The following is a 19,659-nucleotide window of genomic DNA, read 5'->3' on the forward strand; positions in this document are numbered from 1 at the left end:
GCCGCTGCCTCTCTTCCTGCGGCCATTGTCTGTTTTCTGGAGTCTGCCTTGCGTCTGTTTCACACCTCCGATTGGCACCTGGGGCAAAACCTCCACGGCCAGGATCGCGACTTCGAACACGCCTGCTTCCATGATTGGCTCCTGCGTCAGTTGGCCAGCGAGAAGCCCGACGCGCTGCTGATCGCCGGCGATATCTTCGACACCGTCAACCCACCGGTCAAAGCTCAGGAGCGCCTCTACGATTTCATCGTCAGCGCCCACGAACAGAACGCCAACCTGACCATCGTCATGATCGCCGGCAACCACGACTCCGGGTCACGCATCGAATTGCCGGCGCCGTTGATGCGCCGCTTGCGCACCCATGCCCTGGGCCGTGTCCTGTGGCTGGACGATGGACAACTCGACGTCGAGCGCCTGTTGCTGCCATTGCCTGATGCCAAGGGGAAAGTCCGGGCCTGGTGCCTGGCCTTGCCGTTCCTGCGGCCGGCCGAGGTCACGGGCGCACAATTGGGGGATGATTATTTGCGGGGCATCGGCCAGGTACATGAATGGCTGATTGGCGCCGCCAACGCCAAGCGCAAGAAGGGCCAGGCGCTGATCGCCGTCAGCCATGCGCACATGGCCGGCGGCTCGGTATCGGAAGATTCCGAGCGCAGCCTGATCATCGGCAACGCCGAAGCCCTCCCGGCCAGCCTGTTCGGCCCGAGCATCACTTATGTCGCCCTCGGCCACTTGCACAAGCCGCAGAAGGTCAACGGCGAGGAACGCATTCGCTACAGCGGATCGCCGATTCCGTTGTCGTTTTCCGAGATCGGCTATCGACACCAGATCCTCGACATCACCCTGGACGGCGAAACCCTGGTGAACGTCGAACCACGGCTGATTCCCCGCGCCGTCAACTTGCAACGCCTGGGCCCGGCACCGCTGACCGATATCCTGGTGCAACTCAACGATCTGCCGGACATCGACCTGCTGGCAGACATTCATCGCCAGCCCTGGCTGGAAGTCCGGGTCCGCCTCGATGAACCGCAGCCGGACCTGCGACATCAAGTGGAAACCGCGCTGCAAGGCAAAGCCGTGCGACTGGTACGGATCGCCGCCGAGTACGCCGGAAGCGGCAGCTCCAGCGATGCCGACGAGCGTGCGGGGCTGATCGAACTGGACCAGCTCAGCCCACAGGAACTGTTCAGCCGCGCCTGGCAGGACACCTACGGCAGCGCGGTGGATGACCAGACCCTCAAGGATTTTGCCGTGCTGTTGCAAGATGTGCAGATGGAGAGCGAACAGCCATGAAAATCCTCGCCATCCGCCTCAAGAACCTCGCCTCTTTGGCCGGGCCATTCGAAATCGATTTCACCGCCGAACCCTTGGCCAGCGCCGGCCTGTTCGCCATCACCGGCCCTACGGGCGCAGGCAAGAGCACTTTGCTCGATGCCTTGTGCCTGGCGTTGTTTGGCGCGGTACCCCGCCTGAACAACACCGGTCGTGACGCCAAGGTGCCCGATGCCGACGGCGAAATCGCCACGGGCGATCCGCGCACGCTACTGCGCCGGGGTACCGGCGATGGGTATGCCGAAGTGGATTTCCGCGGCATCGACGGTCGCCGCTACCGAGCCCGCTGGGAGACCAATCGGGCCCGGGAAAAAGCCGCCGGCAAGCTGCAAGCCAGCCGCCAGAGCCTGCGGGACCTGGATAATGACCAACTGCTTGCCAGCCAGAAAGGCGAATACAAAGCGCAACTGGAAGCCGTCCTCGGCCTGAACTTCGAACAGTTCACCCGTGCCGTGCTGCTGGCCCAGAGCGAATTCAGCGCCTTCCTCAAGGCCGACGACAACGACCGCAGCGAATTGCTGGAAAAGCTCACCGACACCGCCCTGTATACGCGCCTCGGCCGCCGCGCCTTCGACAAGGCCAAGCAGGCCAAGGAAACCCACAAGCAGTTGCAGGACCAAGCCAGCGGCGTCACGCCACTGCCTCCCGAAGCCCGCGCCGAGCTGGACCAGCGTTTCAATGAAGCCCAGCAGCAACTCAAGACCCAACAGGCGCAGCTCAAGCAACTGGAGCAACAACAAGCCTGGCTCAAGGACCTGCGCCAGCTGGAGGATGAACAGGCCAGCGCCGTCGAGCAACTGCAACAGGCCCAGGCCGATTGGGACGCGCAGGCCGACGGACGTCTGAAGCTGATCCGCCTGGAACAGCTCGCGCCCCAGCGGCATCAGTTCATCCGCCAAGCGGAACTGACCCGACAGCTCGACCCGCTGGCGGCCAGGATCCAGCAGTTGACCCAGCAGCAGGTCGAGCTGCATGAACGGCAAGCCGAGCTGGAAAAAAGCCTGGGCGTCGCGCAACTGGCCCTGGCCGCCGCTCGCCAGCAAAGCATCGACTGCACGCCGCTGCTACGCCAGGCCTTCGATGAACAAAGCAGCCTCGCCCGCCTGACCAAGGAGGTCGAACAAAGCGCCGAGCAGTTGCGGCAGGCCCAACAGGCTGGCACCGACGGCCAGCGCACCCTCGACACCTTGCTGGAGCAACAAAAACAGGTCGGCGAGCGCCTTGGGCAGATCACGACCGAACTGGAACAAAGCACCGGCCTCGCGCCGCTGGGCGACGCCTGGGGCGCTTATCGAGATCGCCTCCAGCAACTGATGCAGATCGGCAATCGGTTGAACCAGGGCCAGGACGAACTCGCGCTGCTGGAGCAAAACGCCGCTCGCGCCGCCGAAGACCTGGCAGCCCGCCGGCAGAATCTCGAAGTACTCTACAAGGAGGCCGGCGCCGAACCGCAGGCGGTGGCCGAACAGATCCAATTGCTCGGCAATCTGCTGCAGGACAACCGCAAGCAGTTGCGCGCGTTCGAAGACCTGGCTCGGCTTTGGATCAGCCAGCAGGACCTGGACAAACGTGTCGTCGAACTGGAACAACGCCAGCAACGCGCCTTGCAGGAACGCGACCGACTGGTGCGCGAAGGCGGCGAAGCCAAGGCCGAGCTGGCAATTGCCGAACAGACTTGGACCGTGACCCGCGAACTGCTGGAACGCCAGCGCCTGGCCCGCAGCGAAAGCGTCGAGCAACTGCGCGAACAGCTGCAGGACAACCACCCTTGCCCGGTGTGCGGCAGCATTGAACATCCCTACCACCAACCCGAAGCGCTGCTGCAAAGCCTCGGGCGCTTCGATGAAAGCGAACAGGCCAACGCCCGCAAGGCCGTGGACCTGCTCAATGAAAAAGTCGTTGACCTGCGGGCCCGATACAGCGGCGTCATCGCCCAGCTCAAGGAGTTCAAGCAACAGCAGGAACAACTCGCCGACCAACAGCGTGGCCTGGCGCCAAGCCTTGAAGCGCACCCATTGTCGGCGCAGCTGCTGGCCCAGGATTCGCCCAAGCGCGACGCCTGGCTGGCCCAGCAAACCGGACAGCTGAACCAACTCATCAGCCAGGACGAACAGCGCCAAGCCGCCTTGCTCACCTTGCAACAGGACGCCGCGCGACTGGCGCAGCAACTGCGCGATGCAGAAACAGCCAGCCAGCAAGCCTCACAGCACTTGAACAATCAGCTCCAGGCACTGGCCCGGGATCGCCAGCGCCTGGACGAGGAGCTTGAGCACTTCAGCGCGCTCTTGCCGGCCGACACATTACAGGCCCTGCGCAGTGAACCGGCCACCACGTTCATCCAGCTCGATCAGCGTATCAGCCAGCGCCTCGCGCACCTGGAGCAGCAACGCGAAGAACTCGCCGAGCAACTTCAGCGTCAGCAGGTCCTGGAGAAAGAACAGGACCGCCAGCAGGTCCGCGTGCAGCAATTGGAATTGGCGCAGCGCCAGTCCAGTGCCCTGAACGAGCAACACCAGGCCTGCCAGGAAAAACTAAGCCAACTGCTCGGCGACCACAGCAGCGCCGAGCAGTGGCAGCAACGACTCGACCTGGCGCTGGAACAGGCGCGCCACGCCGAGGCAACCGCCAATCAACAGTTGCAGGATCTGCGCAACAGCCTTGTGCAATTGGCTGCCGAGCTCAAGGCCCGGTATGAACAGGCCCAGGCCCTTGAGGCTGAACAACAGGCCTTGGCCGCGAGCATCGCCCAATGGCGCAGCGCCCACCCTGAACTGGACGATGCCGCACTCGATGCCCTGATCAGCCTTGATGAGCAGCACGTCGCCCAATTGCGACAACGCCTGAGCAACAGCGATAAAGCGATCGAGCAGGCCCGTGTATTGCTCACCGAGCGCGAGCAGCGGCTGCAAAACCACCAGTCGCAACACAACGGCAACTTGCAGGCCGACCAGTTGGCCGAAGCCCTGGCCACGCTTCAGGGGCAGTTCGCCGCCAGCGAACAACGCTGTGCTGAGCTGCGTGCCGAACAGGCCGAGGACCAGCGCCGACAAAACGCCAACCAGGCTCTGGCCCAGCAGATCGAGCAGGCCTATGCCGAGTACCAACGCTGGGCACGCCTGGACGCATTGATCGGCTCGGCCACCGGCGACCGTTTCCGCAAACTGGCCCAGGCGTATAACCTCGACTTGCTGGTCCACCACGCCAACGCCCAGTTGCGACAATTGGTTCGCCGCTACCGACTCAAGCGCGGCGGCAGCATGCTCGGCCTGCTGGTGATGGACACGGAAATGGGCGATGAATTGCGCTCGGTGCATTCGTTGTCCGGCGGGGAAACCTTCCTTGTCTCCCTTGCCCTGGCGCTGGGCCTGGCCTCGATGGCGTCCAACACGCTGAGAATCGAATCGCTGTTCATCGACGAAGGCTTCGGCAGCCTCGATCCCGAGTCGCTGCAACTGGCAATGGACGCTCTTGACGGTTTGCAGGCCCAGGGCCGCAAGGTCGCGGTCATCTCCCATGTGCAGGAAATGCATGAGCGGATCCCGGTGCAGATCCAGGTTCGCCGTCAAGGAAACGGTTTGAGCACGGTGGAGGTGAAATGAGCCACGCCACGCTGTACTCCTTCCGCCGCTGCCCCTACGCGATGCGCGCCCGCATGGCGCTGCGCTACAGCGGTATCGCGCTGGACATCGTCGAAGTCAGCCTCAAGGCCAAGCCACCCGAAATGCTTGCACTGTCGAGCAAAGGCACCGTGCCGGTGTTGCATGCCGACGGGCAAGTCATCGATGAAAGCCTTGAGATCATGCGCTGGGCCTTGGACCAACATGACCCGCAGGATTGGGGGCTGGCGAACGACCCCGAAAAGCGTGCGTTGACGGCAACCTTGGTGGAAGAAAACGACCAGGTCTTCAAGCTCCATCTGAACCGCTACAAATACCCGGAGCGCCATCCCGAACACTCGGCAGCCCATTATCGGAGCGAGGGCGAAGTCTTTCTGTGCAAGCTGGAAGGACTGCTCGAAACCCGGAAATTCCTGGCCTCGGGTCACCTGAGCCTGGCGGACGTGGCGCTGATGCCGTTCGTGCGCCAATTCGCCCATGTCGACCGCCAGTGGTTCGCCCAGGCGCCCTACCCTCGGCTGCAGGAATGGTTGCAGGGTCTGCTCGATTCAGAGCTGTTCGTGGCAATCATGGCCAAGTAAGTCCTGGGCCGGTGCGTACGCTTTTGTGGCGAGGCAGCTTGCTCCGTCGCCACAAAAGCTGAACCTATCAGTCGTGAACCAGACTCAACAACCGCTCGCGAGCCACTTCCAGTTCACCGGGAACGGGCTGGGCAGCCGAGACAATCGGGGTGGAATAGAGAAACAGCAGCATCACTGCCAGACGCATCGCCATGGTGTCGATCCTTATCAGTAAGGAGTCAATTAACTAGCGTCAAATTTAAACACATGGCCATGTGATATCACAACGGGATTTTTCTTCCCGCAACGACGAAGCCTGCGATCTTTTCTCTCCCTGGCATCAAGCAGGAAAACGAAAAGATCGCAGGCTTCAGTGGTCAGCGTGTTTCAGTGTTGAGTCTTGTGATCCAGCGCGGCGTAGAAATTCGCGCTTTGCTGCAGGTATTTCTCGGTGTAGCTCTGGGTGCGGTTTTTCTTGTCGCTGATCTCGATACTGGCACTGGCGGGCAATGCCACAGTGGCGGAGATGGCGGAAGCGGCGATTACGGAAAAAAGATTCAGGTTCATGGCGGTAGTCCTCGGATTCAGTTGGCTGCTTTGCCCGGTGGGGCCGTGAAGCAAACTTACGCGCCGAGGCGTCTCGCCTTGAAATGCTTTGTAATACTAGCGACTATCAGCCTCGTTGATACAACGGCGCAGGCCCCGAAAATCGGGGCCTGCGCTTCATTGACGAACCATGAATTTCACGTCGCTCGGTGCATCCATCGGCAGCTTCTGGACAGTTTTGCCCAGCAGGCCCGTCTTGGGATCGCGCTCGATGACGACGATCTGATTACTCTTCTGATTGGCGACCAGGATGAATTTTTCGCTCGGATCGAGGCTGAACTCCCGGGGATGATCACCTTCGACGGAGCGACGCTGCAGTTCCTTCAAGGTGCCGGAGGCCGGGTCGACGGCGAACACCAACATTTCGTTGGTGGTGCCACGGTTGCTGACGTACAGGAACTTGCCGTCCCTGGAAGCATGCAGCGCTGCTGCCGCTTTACCGGGCTGGGGCTTTCCGTCGGCCAGATCGACCAGCTGACGCTGAACCAGGCGACCGTCCTGGTAATCGAATACCGCGACCTGGGCGGTCATCTCCATGGTCAGCCAGGCGTGCTTGCCGTCGCCACTGAACAACAGATGGCGCGGCCCGCTACCCGGTGGCAACTGCACGAACGGCGGATCGGCAGGCGTCAGCGGCAGTTCGGGGTTGGCCTTGGGGTCGTAGCGATAGACGAACACCTTGTCCGCCCCCAGGTCATTGGCGAACACATACTTGCCATCGGGTGACGGCACCGCGGAATGCACATGACCGGACTTCTGCCGCTCGGGATTGACCCGACTCGGCTGGTGGCTGCCCGACTGCACCACCGGCGCCAGCTTGCCGTCCGCGCCCACCGGCAGCACCACCAGGGTGCCACCCGGGTTTTCCAGGACCGAGTAGTTACTGACCAACAAATGCTGGCCATCGTGGCTCAAGCTGGAATGCGTCGGCTCGTTGCCCAGGGATTGCACCTGGTTGATCGGGCTCAGCTCATGGGTCTTGGGGTCGATGGCGTAGCTGCTGACCTTGCCCACCGGGTCTTTCTGGCCCGGCCCGTTTTCGTTGACCACGAACAACCGGGTCATGTCCTTGGAAAGGGTCAGCCAGGAAGGGTTGTGGGTCTTGATCACTTGCAACGGGTTGGCATCGAGCTGGCCGGTGCGGCTGTCGAACTGCAGCCGGTAGATGCCCTGGCTCTGGCCCGCCGTGTAGGACCCCACCAGCAATTGATAATGCTCGGTAGTCTGCGCCTGGACGCCCATGGCGCCGACGCTGCCGGCCATCAACAAGGGCCAGAAACTACGCATCTTCATGATCGGAGTCCTCATCGTCGTGGCCGCTGGTCGCTTCCACGCATTCAAGGTGGTGATCGCCCGAGTCGCTGGTGATGATCCAGTGCTTCAGGGCTTTGTCGAAGGTCGCGGCCTGCATCTGCGTCGGTGTAAAACGCCAATGCTCGAGGGTGCGGCCGTTCATGCACTCGACGTGCAACTGATCCTGCTCGTCGAGGGAAAATTCGAAAGCATGCAGCCCGTCGATAATCAGCATGTCGCAGTGTTCGAGGGCGTGCAGCAGGGTGTCGTTCAAGGCAGTCATGTCGATCAGTCGTTCATTGGGAAAGGCGGCATGATAACCCAATGTCAGAGTGGGCCTTGGGCCATAAGGTTCGAAAGCGTCGTGGCTTGCAAAAACCGCCATCGCAAGCAAGCTCGCGATGGCGGCAGCCCATTCACCTCAATGAAACCGCCTGGTCGTCAAAGTGCCTCGCGCCCCGGCACCCCATCCACCAACCGCAGGATCCCCAGCGGGTTGGCGTTTTTCAGTGGTTCGGGCAGCAGGTTGTCCGGGTAGTTCTGGAAGCACACCGGGCGCAGGAACCGATCGATCGCCAGCGTACCCACCGAGGTGCCGCGGGCATCGGACGTCGCCGGGTAAGGCCCACCGTGCACCATCGAATCGCACACCTCGACGCCGGTCGGATAACCGTTGAGCAAGATGCGCCCGACCTTCTGCTCCAGCAGCGGGGTCAGTTCGGCGAACTGTTCGAAATCCGCCGGCTCGCCAATCATCGTGGCGGTGAGTTGGCCGTGCAGGCCGTTCAACGCGGCGGTCAGTTGCGCCTGGTCAACGACTTCGACGAACACCGTGGTCGGGCCGAAGACCTCTTCCTGCAGCGCCTCGTCGCCGTTGATCAACAGGCTGGCGTCAGCCTTGAACAACTGCGGCTGGGCCTGGTTGCCTTGCTGATCGCGACCGGCCAGGTGTTCGATACCTGGGTGAGCCAGGAGTTTTTGCAGCCCCTTGCCGTAGCTTTGCAGCGTACCGGCATTGAGCATGGTCTGCGGTGCCTGGTCGCCGATCAGCGTAGCCACCTGCTGGGTGAAGGCGGTGAATTGCGGCGAGCGGATACCAATCACCAGGCCGGGGTTGGTGCAGAACTGGCCGCACCCTTGTACCACCGAAGCGGTCAGGTCGCGGGCAACGCTCTCGGCACGGTTTTTCAAGGCTTGTGGCAACACGATCACCGGGTTGATGCTCGACATTTCGGCGAACACCGGGATCGGCTGGGGCCGCGCCGCCGCCATGTCGCACAGCGCACGTCCGCCCTTGAGGGAACCGGTGAAACCGACTGCCTGGATCGACGGATGCTTGACCAGCCATTCGCCGACGCCACCGCCGTAGATCATGTTGAACACGCCAGCCGGCATCGAGGTTTTCTCCGCCGCGCGAATGATCGCATCGGCCACGTGTTCGGCGGTTGCCATGTGGCCGCTGTGGGCCTTGAACACGACCGGGCAACCGGCGGCCAGCGCGGCGGCGGTATCACCACCGGCAGTGGAAAATGCCAGCGGGAAGTTGCTGGCGCCGAACACCGCCACCGGTCCCAGGCCGATGCGGTATTGACGCAGGTCCGGGCGCGGCAGCGGCGTGCGTTCCGGCAAGGCCCGGTCGATGCGGGCGCCGTAGAAGTCGCCACGGCGCAGGACCTTGGCGAACAGACGCATCTGGCCACTGGTGCGACCGCGCTCGCCCTGGATGCGCGCCGCTGGCAGTGCGGTTTCGCGGCAGACCACGGCGACGAATTCATCGCCCAAGGCATCCAGCTCATCGGCGATGGCGTCGAGGAACTCTGCCCGACGCGCAGCGCTCAGGCTGCGATAGGCTGGATACGCCGCCGCAGCGGCCTTGGCGGCGGCGTCGACCTCTTCTGCCGTGGCCTGGACAAATTCATGGGGCAAAGCCTCGCCGGTGCTGGCGTCGACGCTCTGCAGGCGAGTCTGGCCGGCTGCGCTACGCGCGCCGCCGATGTAGTTGTGGCCAAGGATCTGGTTCATCGCAAGTCTCCTTTCAAAGTGTGCCGATAGTACCCGGATTGAATACCGCGTCCACCGGGGCAATGCCATTGACCAGCGGCGCGCCGAATTCGGCCTGGCTGATCTCGAACACATCCCCCGGCTGGGTGCGAATGCCGTCGGCGAAGGACAGCGTCGCGGTGCCGAAGAAATGAACGTGCACGTCGCCGGGACGCAGGAACTGGCTGTACTTGAAGTGATGGAACTCCAGGTTTTCGAGGCTGTGGCACATGTTCGCCTCGCCGCTGAGGAATTCGTTCTGCCACAGCACTTCACCGTTGCGCAGGATACGACTGGTCCCGGACAGATGTTGAGGCAATTCACCGACGCGAAGTTCCGGGCCAAAGCTGCAACTGCGCAGTTTCGAATGGGCCAGGTAAAGGTAGTTCTTGCGTTCCATGACGTGATCGGAAAATTCGTTGCCTACCGCAAAGCCCAGGCGATAAGGCTTGCCGTCGTGGCCGATGACGTACAGGCCGCTGATCTCCGGCTCTTCGCCAGCGTCTTCGGCAAACGGTGGCAGTGGAAACGGATGGCCCGGACGGACCACGATGCTGCCGTCACCCTTGTAGAACCATTCCGGCTGCACGCCGGCCTGCCCCGCCTGTGGCTTGCCGCCCTCCACGCCCCACTTGAAGATGCGCATGGTGTCGGTCATGGTCGCTTCGTCGCCGGCTTGCTGGTGCATTTTGTCCCGGGCCGAAGCACTGCCCAGGTGAGTCAGGCCGGTGCCGCTGACCAACAGGTGCGCCGGGTCCGGGTGATCCAGCGGTGGCAGGATGCGCAGTTCGCCCAGCAATTGCGCGTAGTCATGGCTCGCCCCAAGGCCCAGGTCGTTGACCTGCTGCTCGAGCTTCACGCCTGCTTCGATGGCGGCCAGCGCCAGGTCGCGAACCGTGTTGGCGCCCTGCACTTCGCGCACCTGCTCGCCATCGACGACACCGACGCGGCGTTCGCCGTTACTCAATTCGAACTGAACTAAACGCATGGGTTTTCTCCCTGTAAACAAAACTTGAATAGGCGTAGCAGGCTTTTTAAAGCTGTCTTTCACAATTGCCGTCAGTTCAGGTACGCGTCGCCCCGCGGGCACTCGCCGCAAACTGGTCCGCCGGCAACACATGCTTGCGCTCCAGCAGGCGGTAGACCACGCCGGTAAGCACCAGGCCGAACACCATCACACAGGACAGGAAATACAGCCCCGAGGCCAGGTTGCCGGTGTATTCCTTCAACGCACCGATCACGAACGGCCCGATGTAGCCACCGAGGTTGCCCACCGAGTTGATCAACGCAATGCCCGCCGCCGCACTGGCGCCGGCAAAGAACCGTCCCGGCAAGGTCCAGAACACTGCCGTGCAGGAAAACAGCGCGAACGCCACCAGGCACAATGCCGCCAGTTGCAACACCGGCACCGACAGCCAGGCACTCAGGAACAGGCCGATGGCACCGAGCACGTACAACACGGCAAGGTGACCGTAGCGGTCATTCAAGCGGTCGGAGCTGCGTGGAATGATCAGCAGGCCGACGATCCCGAAGATATACGGCACGGAAGAGACGAAACCGGTGACCAGATCACTGCCACCGAACTGCTTGATCAGCGTCGGCAACCACAAGCCCAGGCCATAGATGCTCAAGGTGACTGGCAAGTAGAACAGCGCCAGCAGCAGGACACGCTTGTCTTTGAGCGCATGGAGCGGATTGCCGTGGCGGGTCTGGCCGTATTCCTGCAGGTCTTTTTGCAGCTCACCGGTCAGCCAGTCCTTCTCGGCCTGGTCCATCCATTTCACCTGTTGCGGGCCGTCCGGCAGGTAGCGCAGCACAGGCCAGGTCAACAGCACCGCCGGCAGGCCGATGACGATGAACAGCCATTGCCAGCCGTGCAGGCCAAGGATGCCGTCCATGCCCAGCAAGCCACCGGACACCGGGCCGGTGATCATCATCGCGATGGGTTGGGAAAGAATGAACAGCCCGAGGATCTTGCCGCGATGGCGCACCGGGAACCATTGGGTGATGTAGTACAGCACGCCGGGGAAGAACCCGGCTTCGGCTGCGCCCAGCAAAAAGCGCATCACATAGAAGCTGTAGGGCCCTTGCACGAAGGCCATGCCGATAGTGATCGCGCCCCAGGTGATCATGATCCGGGCGAACCAGCGCCGGGCACCGAAGCGTTCGAGCATCAGGTTGCTGGGAATTTCCAGCAGGAAGTAACCGATGAAAAACAGCCCCGCACCCAAGCCATAGGCGGCGTCGCCGATGCCGATGTCGGCGCCCATGTGCAGCTTGGCAAAGCCTACCGCAGAGCGGTCCACGTAGGCGATCAGGTACAGCAGGATCAGGAAGGGAATCAGTTTGAGAGTGATGCGACGAATAAGCCGCAATTCCTGGCTCATGGGACCGGTCTCCGATTGTTGTTGTTATAGAACCTTGGGGGATTTCTCTCGCGTATGACGCCAGGACAATCCCTCCGTTGAACCGGACTATATAGTAATACTATTTACCCAACAACACTTCCAAACTGCGCAAATTGCGCTTATGTTACGCTTCAGCTCGAACAATATAGTCATACAATAAGAGAATCGATCATGTCTGATAAGAAACCCTCCCTGCGCTCGGCCCAATGGTTTGGCACTGCCGACAAGAATGGCTTCATGTACCGCAGCTGGATGAAAAATCAGGGCATCGCCGACCATCAGTTCCGTGGCAAGCCGATCATCGGCATTTGCAACACCTGGTCGGAGCTGACGCCGTGCAACGCGCACTTCCGGCAGATCGCCGAGCACGTCAAGCGCGGCGTGATCGAGGCCGGGGGCTTCCCGGTGGAATTCCCGGTGTTCTCCAACGGCGAATCGAACCTGCGCCCCACCGCCATGCTGACCCGCAACCTGGCGAGCATGGACGTGGAGGAGGCGATTCGCGGCAACCCGATTGACGGCGTGGTTTTGCTTACCGGTTGCGACAAGACCACCCCAGCATTGCTGATGGGCGCCGCCAGTTGCGACGTGCCAGCCATCGTCGTCACCGGTGGGCCGATGCTCAACGGCAAGCACAAAGGCCAGGATATCGGCTCGGGCACCGTGGTCTGGCAGTTGAGTGAACAGGTCAAGGCCGGCACCATCACCATCGACGACTTCCTCGCGGCCGAGGGCGGCATGTCCCGCTCGGCCGGTACCTGCAACACCATGGGCACGGCCTCGACCATGGCCTGCATGGCCGAAGCCCTTGGCACTTCACTGCCCCACAACGCGGCGATTCCAGCCGTGGATGCACGCCGTTATGTGCTGGCCCATATGTCCGGCATGCGCGCGGTGGAAATGGTCCGTGAAGACCTGAAACTGTCGAAGATCCTGACCAAGGAAGCCTTCGAAAACGCCATCCGCGTCAACGCCGCCATCGGCGGTTCGACCAACGCGGTTATCCACCTCAAGGCCATCGCCGGACGCATTGGCGTGCAGCTGGACCTGGACGACTGGACCCGCATCGGTCGCGGCATGCCGACCATCGTCGACCTGCAACCGTCCGGGCGCTTCCTGATGGAAGAGTTCTACTACGCCGGCGGCCTGCCCGCGGTGCTGCGGCGTCTCGGCGAAGCCAACCTCATTCCTCACCCGAATGCATTGACCGTCAACGGCAAGAGCCTCGGTGAAAATACCAAGGACGCGCCGATCTACGGCCAGGACGAAGTCATCCGCACGCTGGACAATCCGATCCGCGCCGATGGCGGCATCTGCGTACTGCGCGGCAACCTGGCGCCGTTGGGCGCAGTGCTCAAGCCATCCGCCGCCACGCCGGAGTTGATGCAGCATCGTGGCCGCGCGGTGGTGTTCGAGAACTTCGACGAGTACAAGGCACGGATCAACGACCCGGAACTGGACGTCGACGCCGACTCGATCCTGGTAATGAAGAATTGCGGGCCAAAGGGTTATCCGGGCATGGCTGAAGTGGGCAACATGGGCTTGCCGGCCAAGCTGTTGGCCCAAGGCGTAACGGACATGGTGCGTATTTCCGACGCACGCATGAGCGGCACCGCCTACGGCACCGTGGTCCTGCACGTAGCACCGGAAGCGGCAGCCGGCGGTCCTTTGGCTGCCGTGAAAGAAGGCGACTGGATCGAACTCGACTGTGCCAGCGGCCGCCTGCACCTGGACATCCCGGACGCCGAACTCGCCGCGCGCCTGGCTGACCTGGCGCCGCCGCAGCAATTGCTCGTAGGCGGCTACCGCCAGCTGTACATCGACCATGTGCTGCAAGCGGACCAGGGTTGCGATTTCGACTTCCTGGTGGGCTGCCGCGGCGCCGAGGTGCCGCGTCACTCTCACTGACCCAACAAAACGCCCCTTGTGCGAGCCTGCTCATGAAGCGGCTGAACATTCAACATCGAAGTTGACTGTCGCATGGACTATGGCGGGGGAGCCTGCTCCCTCGCCACAAGGTCACTGAGACCCAAGGGTTCAACCTGATGAATGTCCGCCGCGCCTGCTATCATGCGCAGCACTTCCCTCGCCGACAGGATCGCGCCGCGTCCCATGGATTACCGCAAACCCTCCGACCGCAAAAGCATGCATTCGCGCATCGTCCAGGAACTGGGCATGCAGATCGTTTCCGGGCGCTTCAAGCCGGACGATAAATTGCCCGCCGAGGCCTTGTTGTGCGAAGAGTATGCGGTCAGCCGGCCGGTGCTACGCGAAGCCACGCGCGTGCTGGTCGCCAAGGGCCTGGTGTATTCGCGTCCTCGCGTGGGCACCGTGGTCAAGGCCCGTCGGGAATGGCACATGCTCGACCCGGACGTGCTGCACTGGTTGATGCAAAGCAGCCCGCAGAACGAGTTCTTCGGCCTGCTGACCAGCGTGCGCAGCATCATCGAGCCGGCCGCCGCGGCCCTCGCCGCCCAGTTCGCCACCGACGAAGACATCGCCGCCATCAACGAAGCCTACCAGCGCATGGAAGCCGCCCCGACGCCCGAGGCGCTGCTGCAACCGGACCTGGATTTCCATAGCCGCATCGCCGACGCAACCCATAACGATCTGCTCGCCAACCTCTGCAACATGTTGTCGGTGGCGATCGCCGAAGCGCTGAAGCACTCCAACCAGCGGCCCAACCTGCATGAACTGGCGATGCCGCGGCACAAGGCGATCCTCACCGCCATCGAGAACCGCGACGCCCTCGGTGCGCGCCATGCCACGCTGGTGCAACTGGACGATGCACGCAGCGCATTGAACGTGGTGCTGGGCAGCGATACCACCCAGGCCTGACACAACGCCCGCGCCACCGGTGGTATTTATATACCGCACGCGGGGAAAGGGAATCCCGACACTTGACTCTCGTCGTCATCCCGACGGCCGTGAGTTTTGGAAAAGGATTTCTTATGACCTCGCTCTCAGCAGCTGAAAGCGCCCCCACCTTCGAACAGAACGTCAGTCAGCAGTTTGCCGGTCGTCCGACCTTCGAGCGGCTTACGCAACAGATGCTCGAACAAGCCATCAAGGCAAGATACCCCTCGCTGGTCATCGATCTGGCCCGCACCCACCTGGCGATGCCGGATGCGGCCGCCCAAGGCTGGAGCTTCAAGCCGTTCATGCCTTTGGTGCTCGACTACCTGGCCCTCGGCACCCCGTTGGACTTCAGTTCCAACGGCAATTTCGCCTGTTATCTCTCCGACACGATTCCACGCCGCCTCCGGCCCGATGTCGGCAACCTGGACATCAAGGTGATTGAAAAGCTGGTGCTCGAGCTGCCTTGGACAGTGCCCATCGGGTTTGGCGACGCATTGGCTCGCTATTGGAATACCGACATCGCCAGCAGCCCCAAACCTGACGCCGGTGTTCACAACAGCCGCTGGCTATGGCTTAGCGACTCACTCAAGAACAGGTTGCATATCCAGGGTCTGAAACAGCCGGGATTGTCTGAACCGGCACGCGAAGCCCTGGACCAGATCGTCCGTTGGCCAGACCGAGGGCAACGCTTCAGCCACAATGTTCCACCGGTCTATGCCTACAGCCTGGCAAGCACCCTCACCGAGGGCACGTCCAATACCGTGCTGCCCAGCAGCGACATCCTGCTGCTCCACTACACCCAGAGCGGCCTGGTCATCTTGCTGTGCAGCGCCGGCGGTGCCGTGCAGCCCTTCGACTCGATCGAATCCTTTGACAATCACTGGCGTGCGCAGATCGCCGACCGTTATGTCGTCGACACCATTACCTGCAATCGCTACGAGATTGACGGCAACGCCTTCGATACCCAGGCTGCCATGGTATTGGAGCAGCAATTGGTCGACTTGAAGGCGGTCACGTTACCTTCCAGCATTGGCGTGCACGACCTCAAGGCGCTCTACCGGGAGCTGAGCGATCCAGCTCGGTACTTGCGCGACATCCTCGATTCTGCCGCAGACACCACGACACAACTCAGGCCGCTACTTCCCCAATGGCTGAAGAACGCAGCCCTTGCCGACCAGATGAGCTTCCAGCGCTACAGCCTGGCACTGGCCAGCGTGAAGAAACGCGATCAAGGCCGAGTCCATCTCAACGACATCCGGACCTTCACCGCTGACGCCCTGCTGGCGCGGATGCAGCAAACCAACGACAGCAGCCCTGCCAAGGTCCCATCCCGCTCATTTCATCCCGACGATATTGAACTGACGTTCACGGTCTCGGCGGGGTACCCGGGGACCGTGGGTATCAGCGAGAAAAGAACCGGGAACCTGACCCAACTGGCCATCGACAATCTGGTCTCGCGGCCCAGTGGCCATCTGAAGCTCAGCCATCGCCTGGGCCTGGCGTTGCCGGCGTGGTTGACGCCAGACTTGATTACCCGCACCGGCGGACTGATCGAGCAGGTGGATATCGGTACGGCCTATCCTCGCTACCTGCAACAGGAATTGCTGGGCGACTCGTCGCAAGCGCAGGCACACCAGCGAATATTTGCCGAACAGAGCTCGGCGCACCTGCCGCTCGAAGCGCTGCAAAACACACTGAATCACGAAAACGGCATGACCCGCCAAGGGCTGCGCCGCGTAGAGGCGGTCCTGCAACCCAACGCCGAAGACCGGCAGGTCGACGGACATCTCGTGGTCATCCGGCACTTGGCCTTCCTGCACGAGCCCCATGCCCGGCCCGATGTCGTCGGTAATATGTTCATCATCGAGGCGAAAGACGTCACAGCCGGTCCGCACGTGTTGTATCGCCCGCTCTATGCGCCTGCACTGCTGGAGTTCCCGACACGCCAGGCACTGTTGCAAGCGGTCGCCAGCGCCGGGGACCTGCAACACAGCGTCCTGACCTGGCTGTCCGATACCGCCCGCCCTATATACGCCAACGGTGGCTTCGCCGAGCCGCACATCGTGCGGTTCTTCCAGGGCGACGAATTCAGCGTGCCCGAGAAACCCGCTCCGGCCACGCTCGCCATCAACGGTGGCGACGATGAACTGTTGCAGTACCTGGCCAATGGCAAGTTGCTGGAGTACCTCTACGGCTGCAATGCCCAAGCCCTGATCACCCAGGCCGACCGCAATTCAGTCTCCAACAGTGAAAGCCGCTGGGCAGTGCTGCTCAAGGGCGGCAGCCTGCTGTTCAACACGCTGCTGTTTCCGCTGCTGCGCGGCCCGGCCATGGCCAGCGTCTGGCTGTGGAGCCTGATGGCCAGCGCCAGCCAGGACATCCCAGCGCTGATCAGCGACGATCCGGCGACACGGGAGCTGGCCGCCGTCGACTTCCTGGTCAACCTGGCCATGCTGGTGAGCCAGCTGTCGTCGGTCCGTGCGCCTTCGCTTGTCCCCGTGTCCGAATCCACCAAGAACCAGGCGATGCGCGCCCCCGCCAGGCGCGTTGCCGTTGAGCAATGGCCCAGTCTGTCCCTGCCGAAGATTATGGAGGGCACGGTTGCCTTGCCAGGCGCCGAAATGCCAGGCGCCCTCCTCGATTTCGATTTCACCAATGCCCGTGACCGCCTGACGCCAGAACAACGTACGCAACTGCGGCGCATGCGAATACCGCGGCCCGCGGTACTGCCGGCACCCATCGACCAAGGTCCATTCACAGGCCTCTACGTGATCGATAACGCCTGGCACGCGCTGGTTGAAGGTCACTTGTATCGAGTCGACACCGAATCGGACGGCAGCGTAACGGTCATCGATCCGACCACCACGTCACGCCGGGGACCGTCGTTGCGATCGGATGGCCAAGGTACCTGGTCCATGGATTTGCGCCTGCGCCTGCGAGGGGGGATGCCGCCCAAGCGCATGGTCGAGCAGCGTCGCCTCAATGCGCAAAGAACAATCGAGCTGATCAATGAACTGGCCGCCTTCACGGCGCAACAAAGCAAACAACAAGATGCTTTGGATATCGCTCAGGCGGTCATGACGAGAGTCGAAGGAGGTTCTTATACCGAGGCGCAACGCGCACCGAAACGCAAGGTGTTCTATGACCTGCTTGTCGAGCAGACCGACGCCTATTTGAAGCTGCTCGACAGCGCACCTGAGCGCGCCAGGCTGGGGATCGCATTACCTTCAGGTAGCCTTCCTGTACTGATGGAAAACGTCGTTAAAAACGCCCGTAAAGCGTTCCTCGTTAACGAAGCGGAATATGTCGCCATTAATGCGGCCCACCCTCAATTTGATCAACCGTCGGCGGTGGTAGAGGCCGTCAGGCAAGATTTTCAAGGCTATGTGAAGTTTCTCGACGCGATCAGCGACATCAATGACCGCAAGGTCCATTGGCTGGAGCTCAAGGATGAATATCTCAATAAATTGTTGAACCTGGACACTGCAGGCGCGCAGGTATTCGAACGCCTGACCCGAGACCGCCCGCTGGAAGAACCCAGTGCAACGGGCACCAAGGCCTTGCAGTTGGCGACTCTTCCGGTGCTGGCAATCAAACATGGCGCATCTGATCTGCCCGACAGCCTGTACCGAATTGTCCGCCCGCTGGGGAAGCATGTTCGCACCCACTCGGAGCTACGGCTGTACGATTTATCTCCTTCGGATCAGCTTCGAGTACTGGAGAGTTTGACCGAGCACTACGGCGAAGCCTTGGATGCACTGCAAGGGATGAAAACCTTATATGCCGAGGATATCCATGAAGCCTATTTCGACAGGCTGGTCGATCTGGTCAAGGGCCTCTATGAAGAGGTGTCAGGGAAGCTTGCGGCAGAAATCAAACCGCAGCCAAAGCCGAGCAAGCGGCAGCCGAGACGTCCGCAGGTATCGGCGGGGCGCCCCCGCAAAGAAGTGATCAATACCCGAAACAGCGGTGTGCTGATCGGTGATCTGAAACCGGCCGGCAGCACATTGCCGATCGAGGTCGTCGAGCTGCGCTCCGAGGTCGATGACCAGGTGATCGCGACCTATTCACGCCACGATGACGTATGGGACGTCGTGGAGGTAGAGCGACCGGCACCTGTGCCAAGAACCCGAGCCATCAAGACGATCAAGGGTGATGCGCAAAAACTGCTCGAACAGTTGGACAACCGCCTACGCCGGGCAGAAAGCTATAAAGCACGTTGCCGTCATCCCAAGGAAATCGAAGAGATCCTGGACAACGAGGCGAGTCGCTACCGCACGCTTTCAGCGGAACTCGACAGGGCTTTCACGGTTTCAGGAACATCCCCCTCCCCGGCGGATCAAGCCTTGAGCCAGCAATTGTCCCAGGCCATTTCCAGCCTGACCACAAAGGGCGCCGCGCTGCGCACCGAATTGAGCCTGAAATTGCCGCCCACCGATGGCAACCTCCGATACCTGTTTGAAAAAAAGCTGATACACGTCGCGCGCCTTGGCGAGCGCAAGGCCTTGAAAGGAACCCGCAAGGATTTCCTCCAGGAGTACGCCATCAACGACGTTGACGGCTTTCCCCTCTGGTATGCGCATTTTCACTACGAAACGGCCGAGACGCCAAAAGCCGACTACAGCGTCGCGCATCTGAAAACCAAGGAGCAACGTCGGGAGCACTATCACTCAATGCTGGCCAAGGCTCAGAGCCCCTATGCGGTGGTGAATGTGCACCGTGGTCAGATTGGCAAATTCCTGGCGCGCGACAAGTTCTTACCGTTAGCGCCTTGATCAAGACGAGAAGCCGCCGTTCCGGGACGGCGGCTTTTGCCTTCATCATCTGCTTGAGCTCTGCGCCCTAAGCCTGCGCTTCAGCCTCAGCCTCAGCCTCGACAAGGTGGTATCTATGTACCGCCCGCACAAAAAAGGGCAATCGATACTGGTTGCGTCGTCAATCCCG

The 19,659-nt window shown here is 61.7% G+C and carries 13 protein-coding genes; 6 read left to right on the forward strand and 7 right to left on the reverse strand.

The genetic code is table 11. The features are described 5' to 3' along the window. Window positions 1–48 precede the first annotated feature (48 nt). Genes JZ00_RS11420 through JZ00_RS11430 form a run of 3 tightly spaced genes read left to right on the forward strand, consistent with a single transcriptional unit; the run spans window position 49 to window position 5,530 of the window. Window positions 49–1,293, forward strand: a complete 1,245-nt coding sequence (locus JZ00_RS11420) for an exonuclease SbcCD subunit D C-terminal domain-containing protein (RefSeq protein ID WP_039589975.1) — start codon at window positions 49–51, stop codon at window positions 1,291–1,293. Further along, window positions 1,290–4,931 (forward strand): AAA family ATPase, encoded by a 3,642-nt coding sequence (locus tag JZ00_RS11425; RefSeq protein ID WP_039589973.1) that lies wholly within the window; start codon window positions 1,290–1,292, stop codon window positions 4,929–4,931. Before JZ00_RS11420 ends, JZ00_RS11425 begins: the two co-directional genes overlap by 4 nt. Further along, window positions 4,928–5,530 (forward strand): glutathione S-transferase, encoded by a 603-nt coding sequence (locus tag JZ00_RS11430; RefSeq protein ID WP_039589971.1) that lies wholly within the window; start codon window positions 4,928–4,930, stop codon window positions 5,528–5,530. The genes JZ00_RS11425 and JZ00_RS11430 overlap by 4 nt, the downstream gene beginning before the upstream one ends. Window positions 5,531–5,597: 67 nt before the next feature. On the opposite strand, the gene JZ00_RS31725 is transcribed toward JZ00_RS11430, so the two are convergent. From JZ00_RS31725 to JZ00_RS11460, 7 genes are all read right to left on the reverse strand, one after another. After that, window positions 5,598–5,723: a hypothetical protein gene (locus JZ00_RS31725; RefSeq protein WP_268794852.1), complete on the reverse strand. Its 126-nt coding sequence runs from the start codon at window positions 5,721–5,723 to the stop codon at window positions 5,598–5,600. 173 nt (window positions 5,724–5,896) lie between these two features. After that, entirely contained in the window at window positions 5,897–6,076 is a 180-nt protein-coding gene (locus tag JZ00_RS11435; protein ID WP_018611529.1) for a hypothetical protein, read from the reverse strand. 156 nt (window positions 6,077–6,232) lie between these two features. After that, window positions 6,233–7,408, reverse strand: a complete 1,176-nt coding sequence (locus tag JZ00_RS11440) for a lactonase family protein (RefSeq protein ID WP_039589968.1) — start codon at window positions 7,406–7,408, stop codon at window positions 6,233–6,235. Beyond that, window positions 7,395–7,691: a DUF5629 family protein gene (locus JZ00_RS11445; protein ID WP_046509708.1), complete on the reverse strand. Its 297-nt coding sequence runs from the start codon at window positions 7,689–7,691 to the stop codon at window positions 7,395–7,397. The genes JZ00_RS11440 and JZ00_RS11445 overlap by 14 nt, the downstream gene beginning before the upstream one ends. 158 nt (window positions 7,692–7,849) lie before the next feature. Beyond that, window positions 7,850–9,430: an aldehyde dehydrogenase (NADP(+)) gene (locus JZ00_RS11450; RefSeq protein ID WP_039589966.1), complete on the reverse strand. Its 1,581-nt coding sequence runs from the start codon at window positions 9,428–9,430 to the stop codon at window positions 7,850–7,852. 13 nt (window positions 9,431–9,443) lie between these two features. After that, window positions 9,444–10,436, reverse strand: a complete 993-nt coding sequence (gene araD1 / locus JZ00_RS11455) for an AraD1 family protein (RefSeq protein ID WP_039589965.1) — start codon at window positions 10,434–10,436, stop codon at window positions 9,444–9,446. 76 nt (window positions 10,437–10,512) lie between these two features. Next, window positions 10,513–11,835: an MFS transporter gene (locus JZ00_RS11460; RefSeq protein ID WP_039589963.1), complete on the reverse strand. Its 1,323-nt coding sequence runs from the start codon at window positions 11,833–11,835 to the stop codon at window positions 10,513–10,515. Window positions 11,836–12,027: 192 nt separating this feature from the next. Here JZ00_RS11460 and JZ00_RS11465 point away from each other — a divergent pair, with 192 nt between their 5' ends. The 3 genes from JZ00_RS11465 to JZ00_RS11475 all read left to right on the forward strand — a co-directional run bounded on the left by JZ00_RS11465 (window position 12,028) and on the right by JZ00_RS11475 (window position 19,490). After that, window positions 12,028–13,764, forward strand: a complete 1,737-nt coding sequence (locus JZ00_RS11465) for an IlvD/Edd family dehydratase (protein ID WP_039589961.1) — start codon at window positions 12,028–12,030, stop codon at window positions 13,762–13,764. A gap of 204 nt (window positions 13,765–13,968) precedes the next feature. Continuing rightward, window positions 13,969–14,694: a FadR/GntR family transcriptional regulator gene (locus tag JZ00_RS11470; protein WP_039589959.1), complete on the forward strand. Its 726-nt coding sequence runs from the start codon at window positions 13,969–13,971 to the stop codon at window positions 14,692–14,694. Window positions 14,695–14,807: 113 nt separating this feature from the next. Next, on the forward strand, window positions 14,808–19,490 hold the full coding sequence (locus tag JZ00_RS11475) for a dermonecrotic toxin domain-containing protein (RefSeq protein WP_039589957.1): 4,683 nt from the start codon (window positions 14,808–14,810) through the stop codon (window positions 19,488–19,490). Window positions 19,491–19,659 lie beyond the last annotated feature (169 nt).

It is taken from the genome of Pseudomonas frederiksbergensis (assembly GCF_000802155.2).
GTDB lineage: Bacteria > Pseudomonadota > Gammaproteobacteria > Pseudomonadales > Pseudomonadaceae > Aquipseudomonas > Aquipseudomonas frederiksbergensis_A.

Coding starts and splice junctions, on each gene's coding strand:
- JZ00_RS11425 (WP_039589973.1), top strand. CDS start 1,290: ATGAAAATCCTCGCCATCCGCCTCAAGAACCTCGCCTCTTTGGCCGGG.
- JZ00_RS11430 (WP_039589971.1), top strand. CDS start 4,928: ATGAGCCACGCCACGCTGTACTCCTTCCGCCGCTGCCCCTACGCGATG.
- JZ00_RS31725 (WP_268794852.1), bottom strand. CDS start 5,723: ATGGCGATGCGTCTGGCAGTGATGCTGCTGTTTCTCTATTCCACCCCG.
- JZ00_RS11435 (WP_018611529.1), bottom strand. CDS start 6,076: ATGAACCTGAATCTTTTTTCCGTAATCGCCGCTTCCGCCATCTCCGCC.
- JZ00_RS11440 (WP_039589968.1), bottom strand. CDS start 7,408: ATGAAGATGCGTAGTTTCTGGCCCTTGTTGATGGCCGGCAGCGTCGGC.
- JZ00_RS11445 (WP_046509708.1), bottom strand. CDS start 7,691: ATGACTGCCTTGAACGACACCCTGCTGCACGCCCTCGAACACTGCGAC.
- JZ00_RS11450 (WP_039589966.1), bottom strand. CDS start 9,430: ATGAACCAGATCCTTGGCCACAACTACATCGGCGGCGCGCGTAGCGCA.
- araD1 (WP_039589965.1), bottom strand. CDS start 10,436: ATGCGTTTAGTTCAGTTCGAATTGAGTAACGGCGAACGCCGCGTCGGT.
- JZ00_RS11460 (WP_039589963.1), bottom strand. CDS start 11,835: ATGAGCCAGGAATTGCGGCTTATTCGTCGCATCACTCTCAAACTGATT.
- JZ00_RS11465 (WP_039589961.1), top strand. CDS start 12,028: ATGTCTGATAAGAAACCCTCCCTGCGCTCGGCCCAATGGTTTGGCACT.
- JZ00_RS11470 (WP_039589959.1), top strand. CDS start 13,969: ATGGATTACCGCAAACCCTCCGACCGCAAAAGCATGCATTCGCGCATC.
- JZ00_RS11475 (WP_039589957.1), top strand. CDS start 14,808: ATGACCTCGCTCTCAGCAGCTGAAAGCGCCCCCACCTTCGAACAGAAC.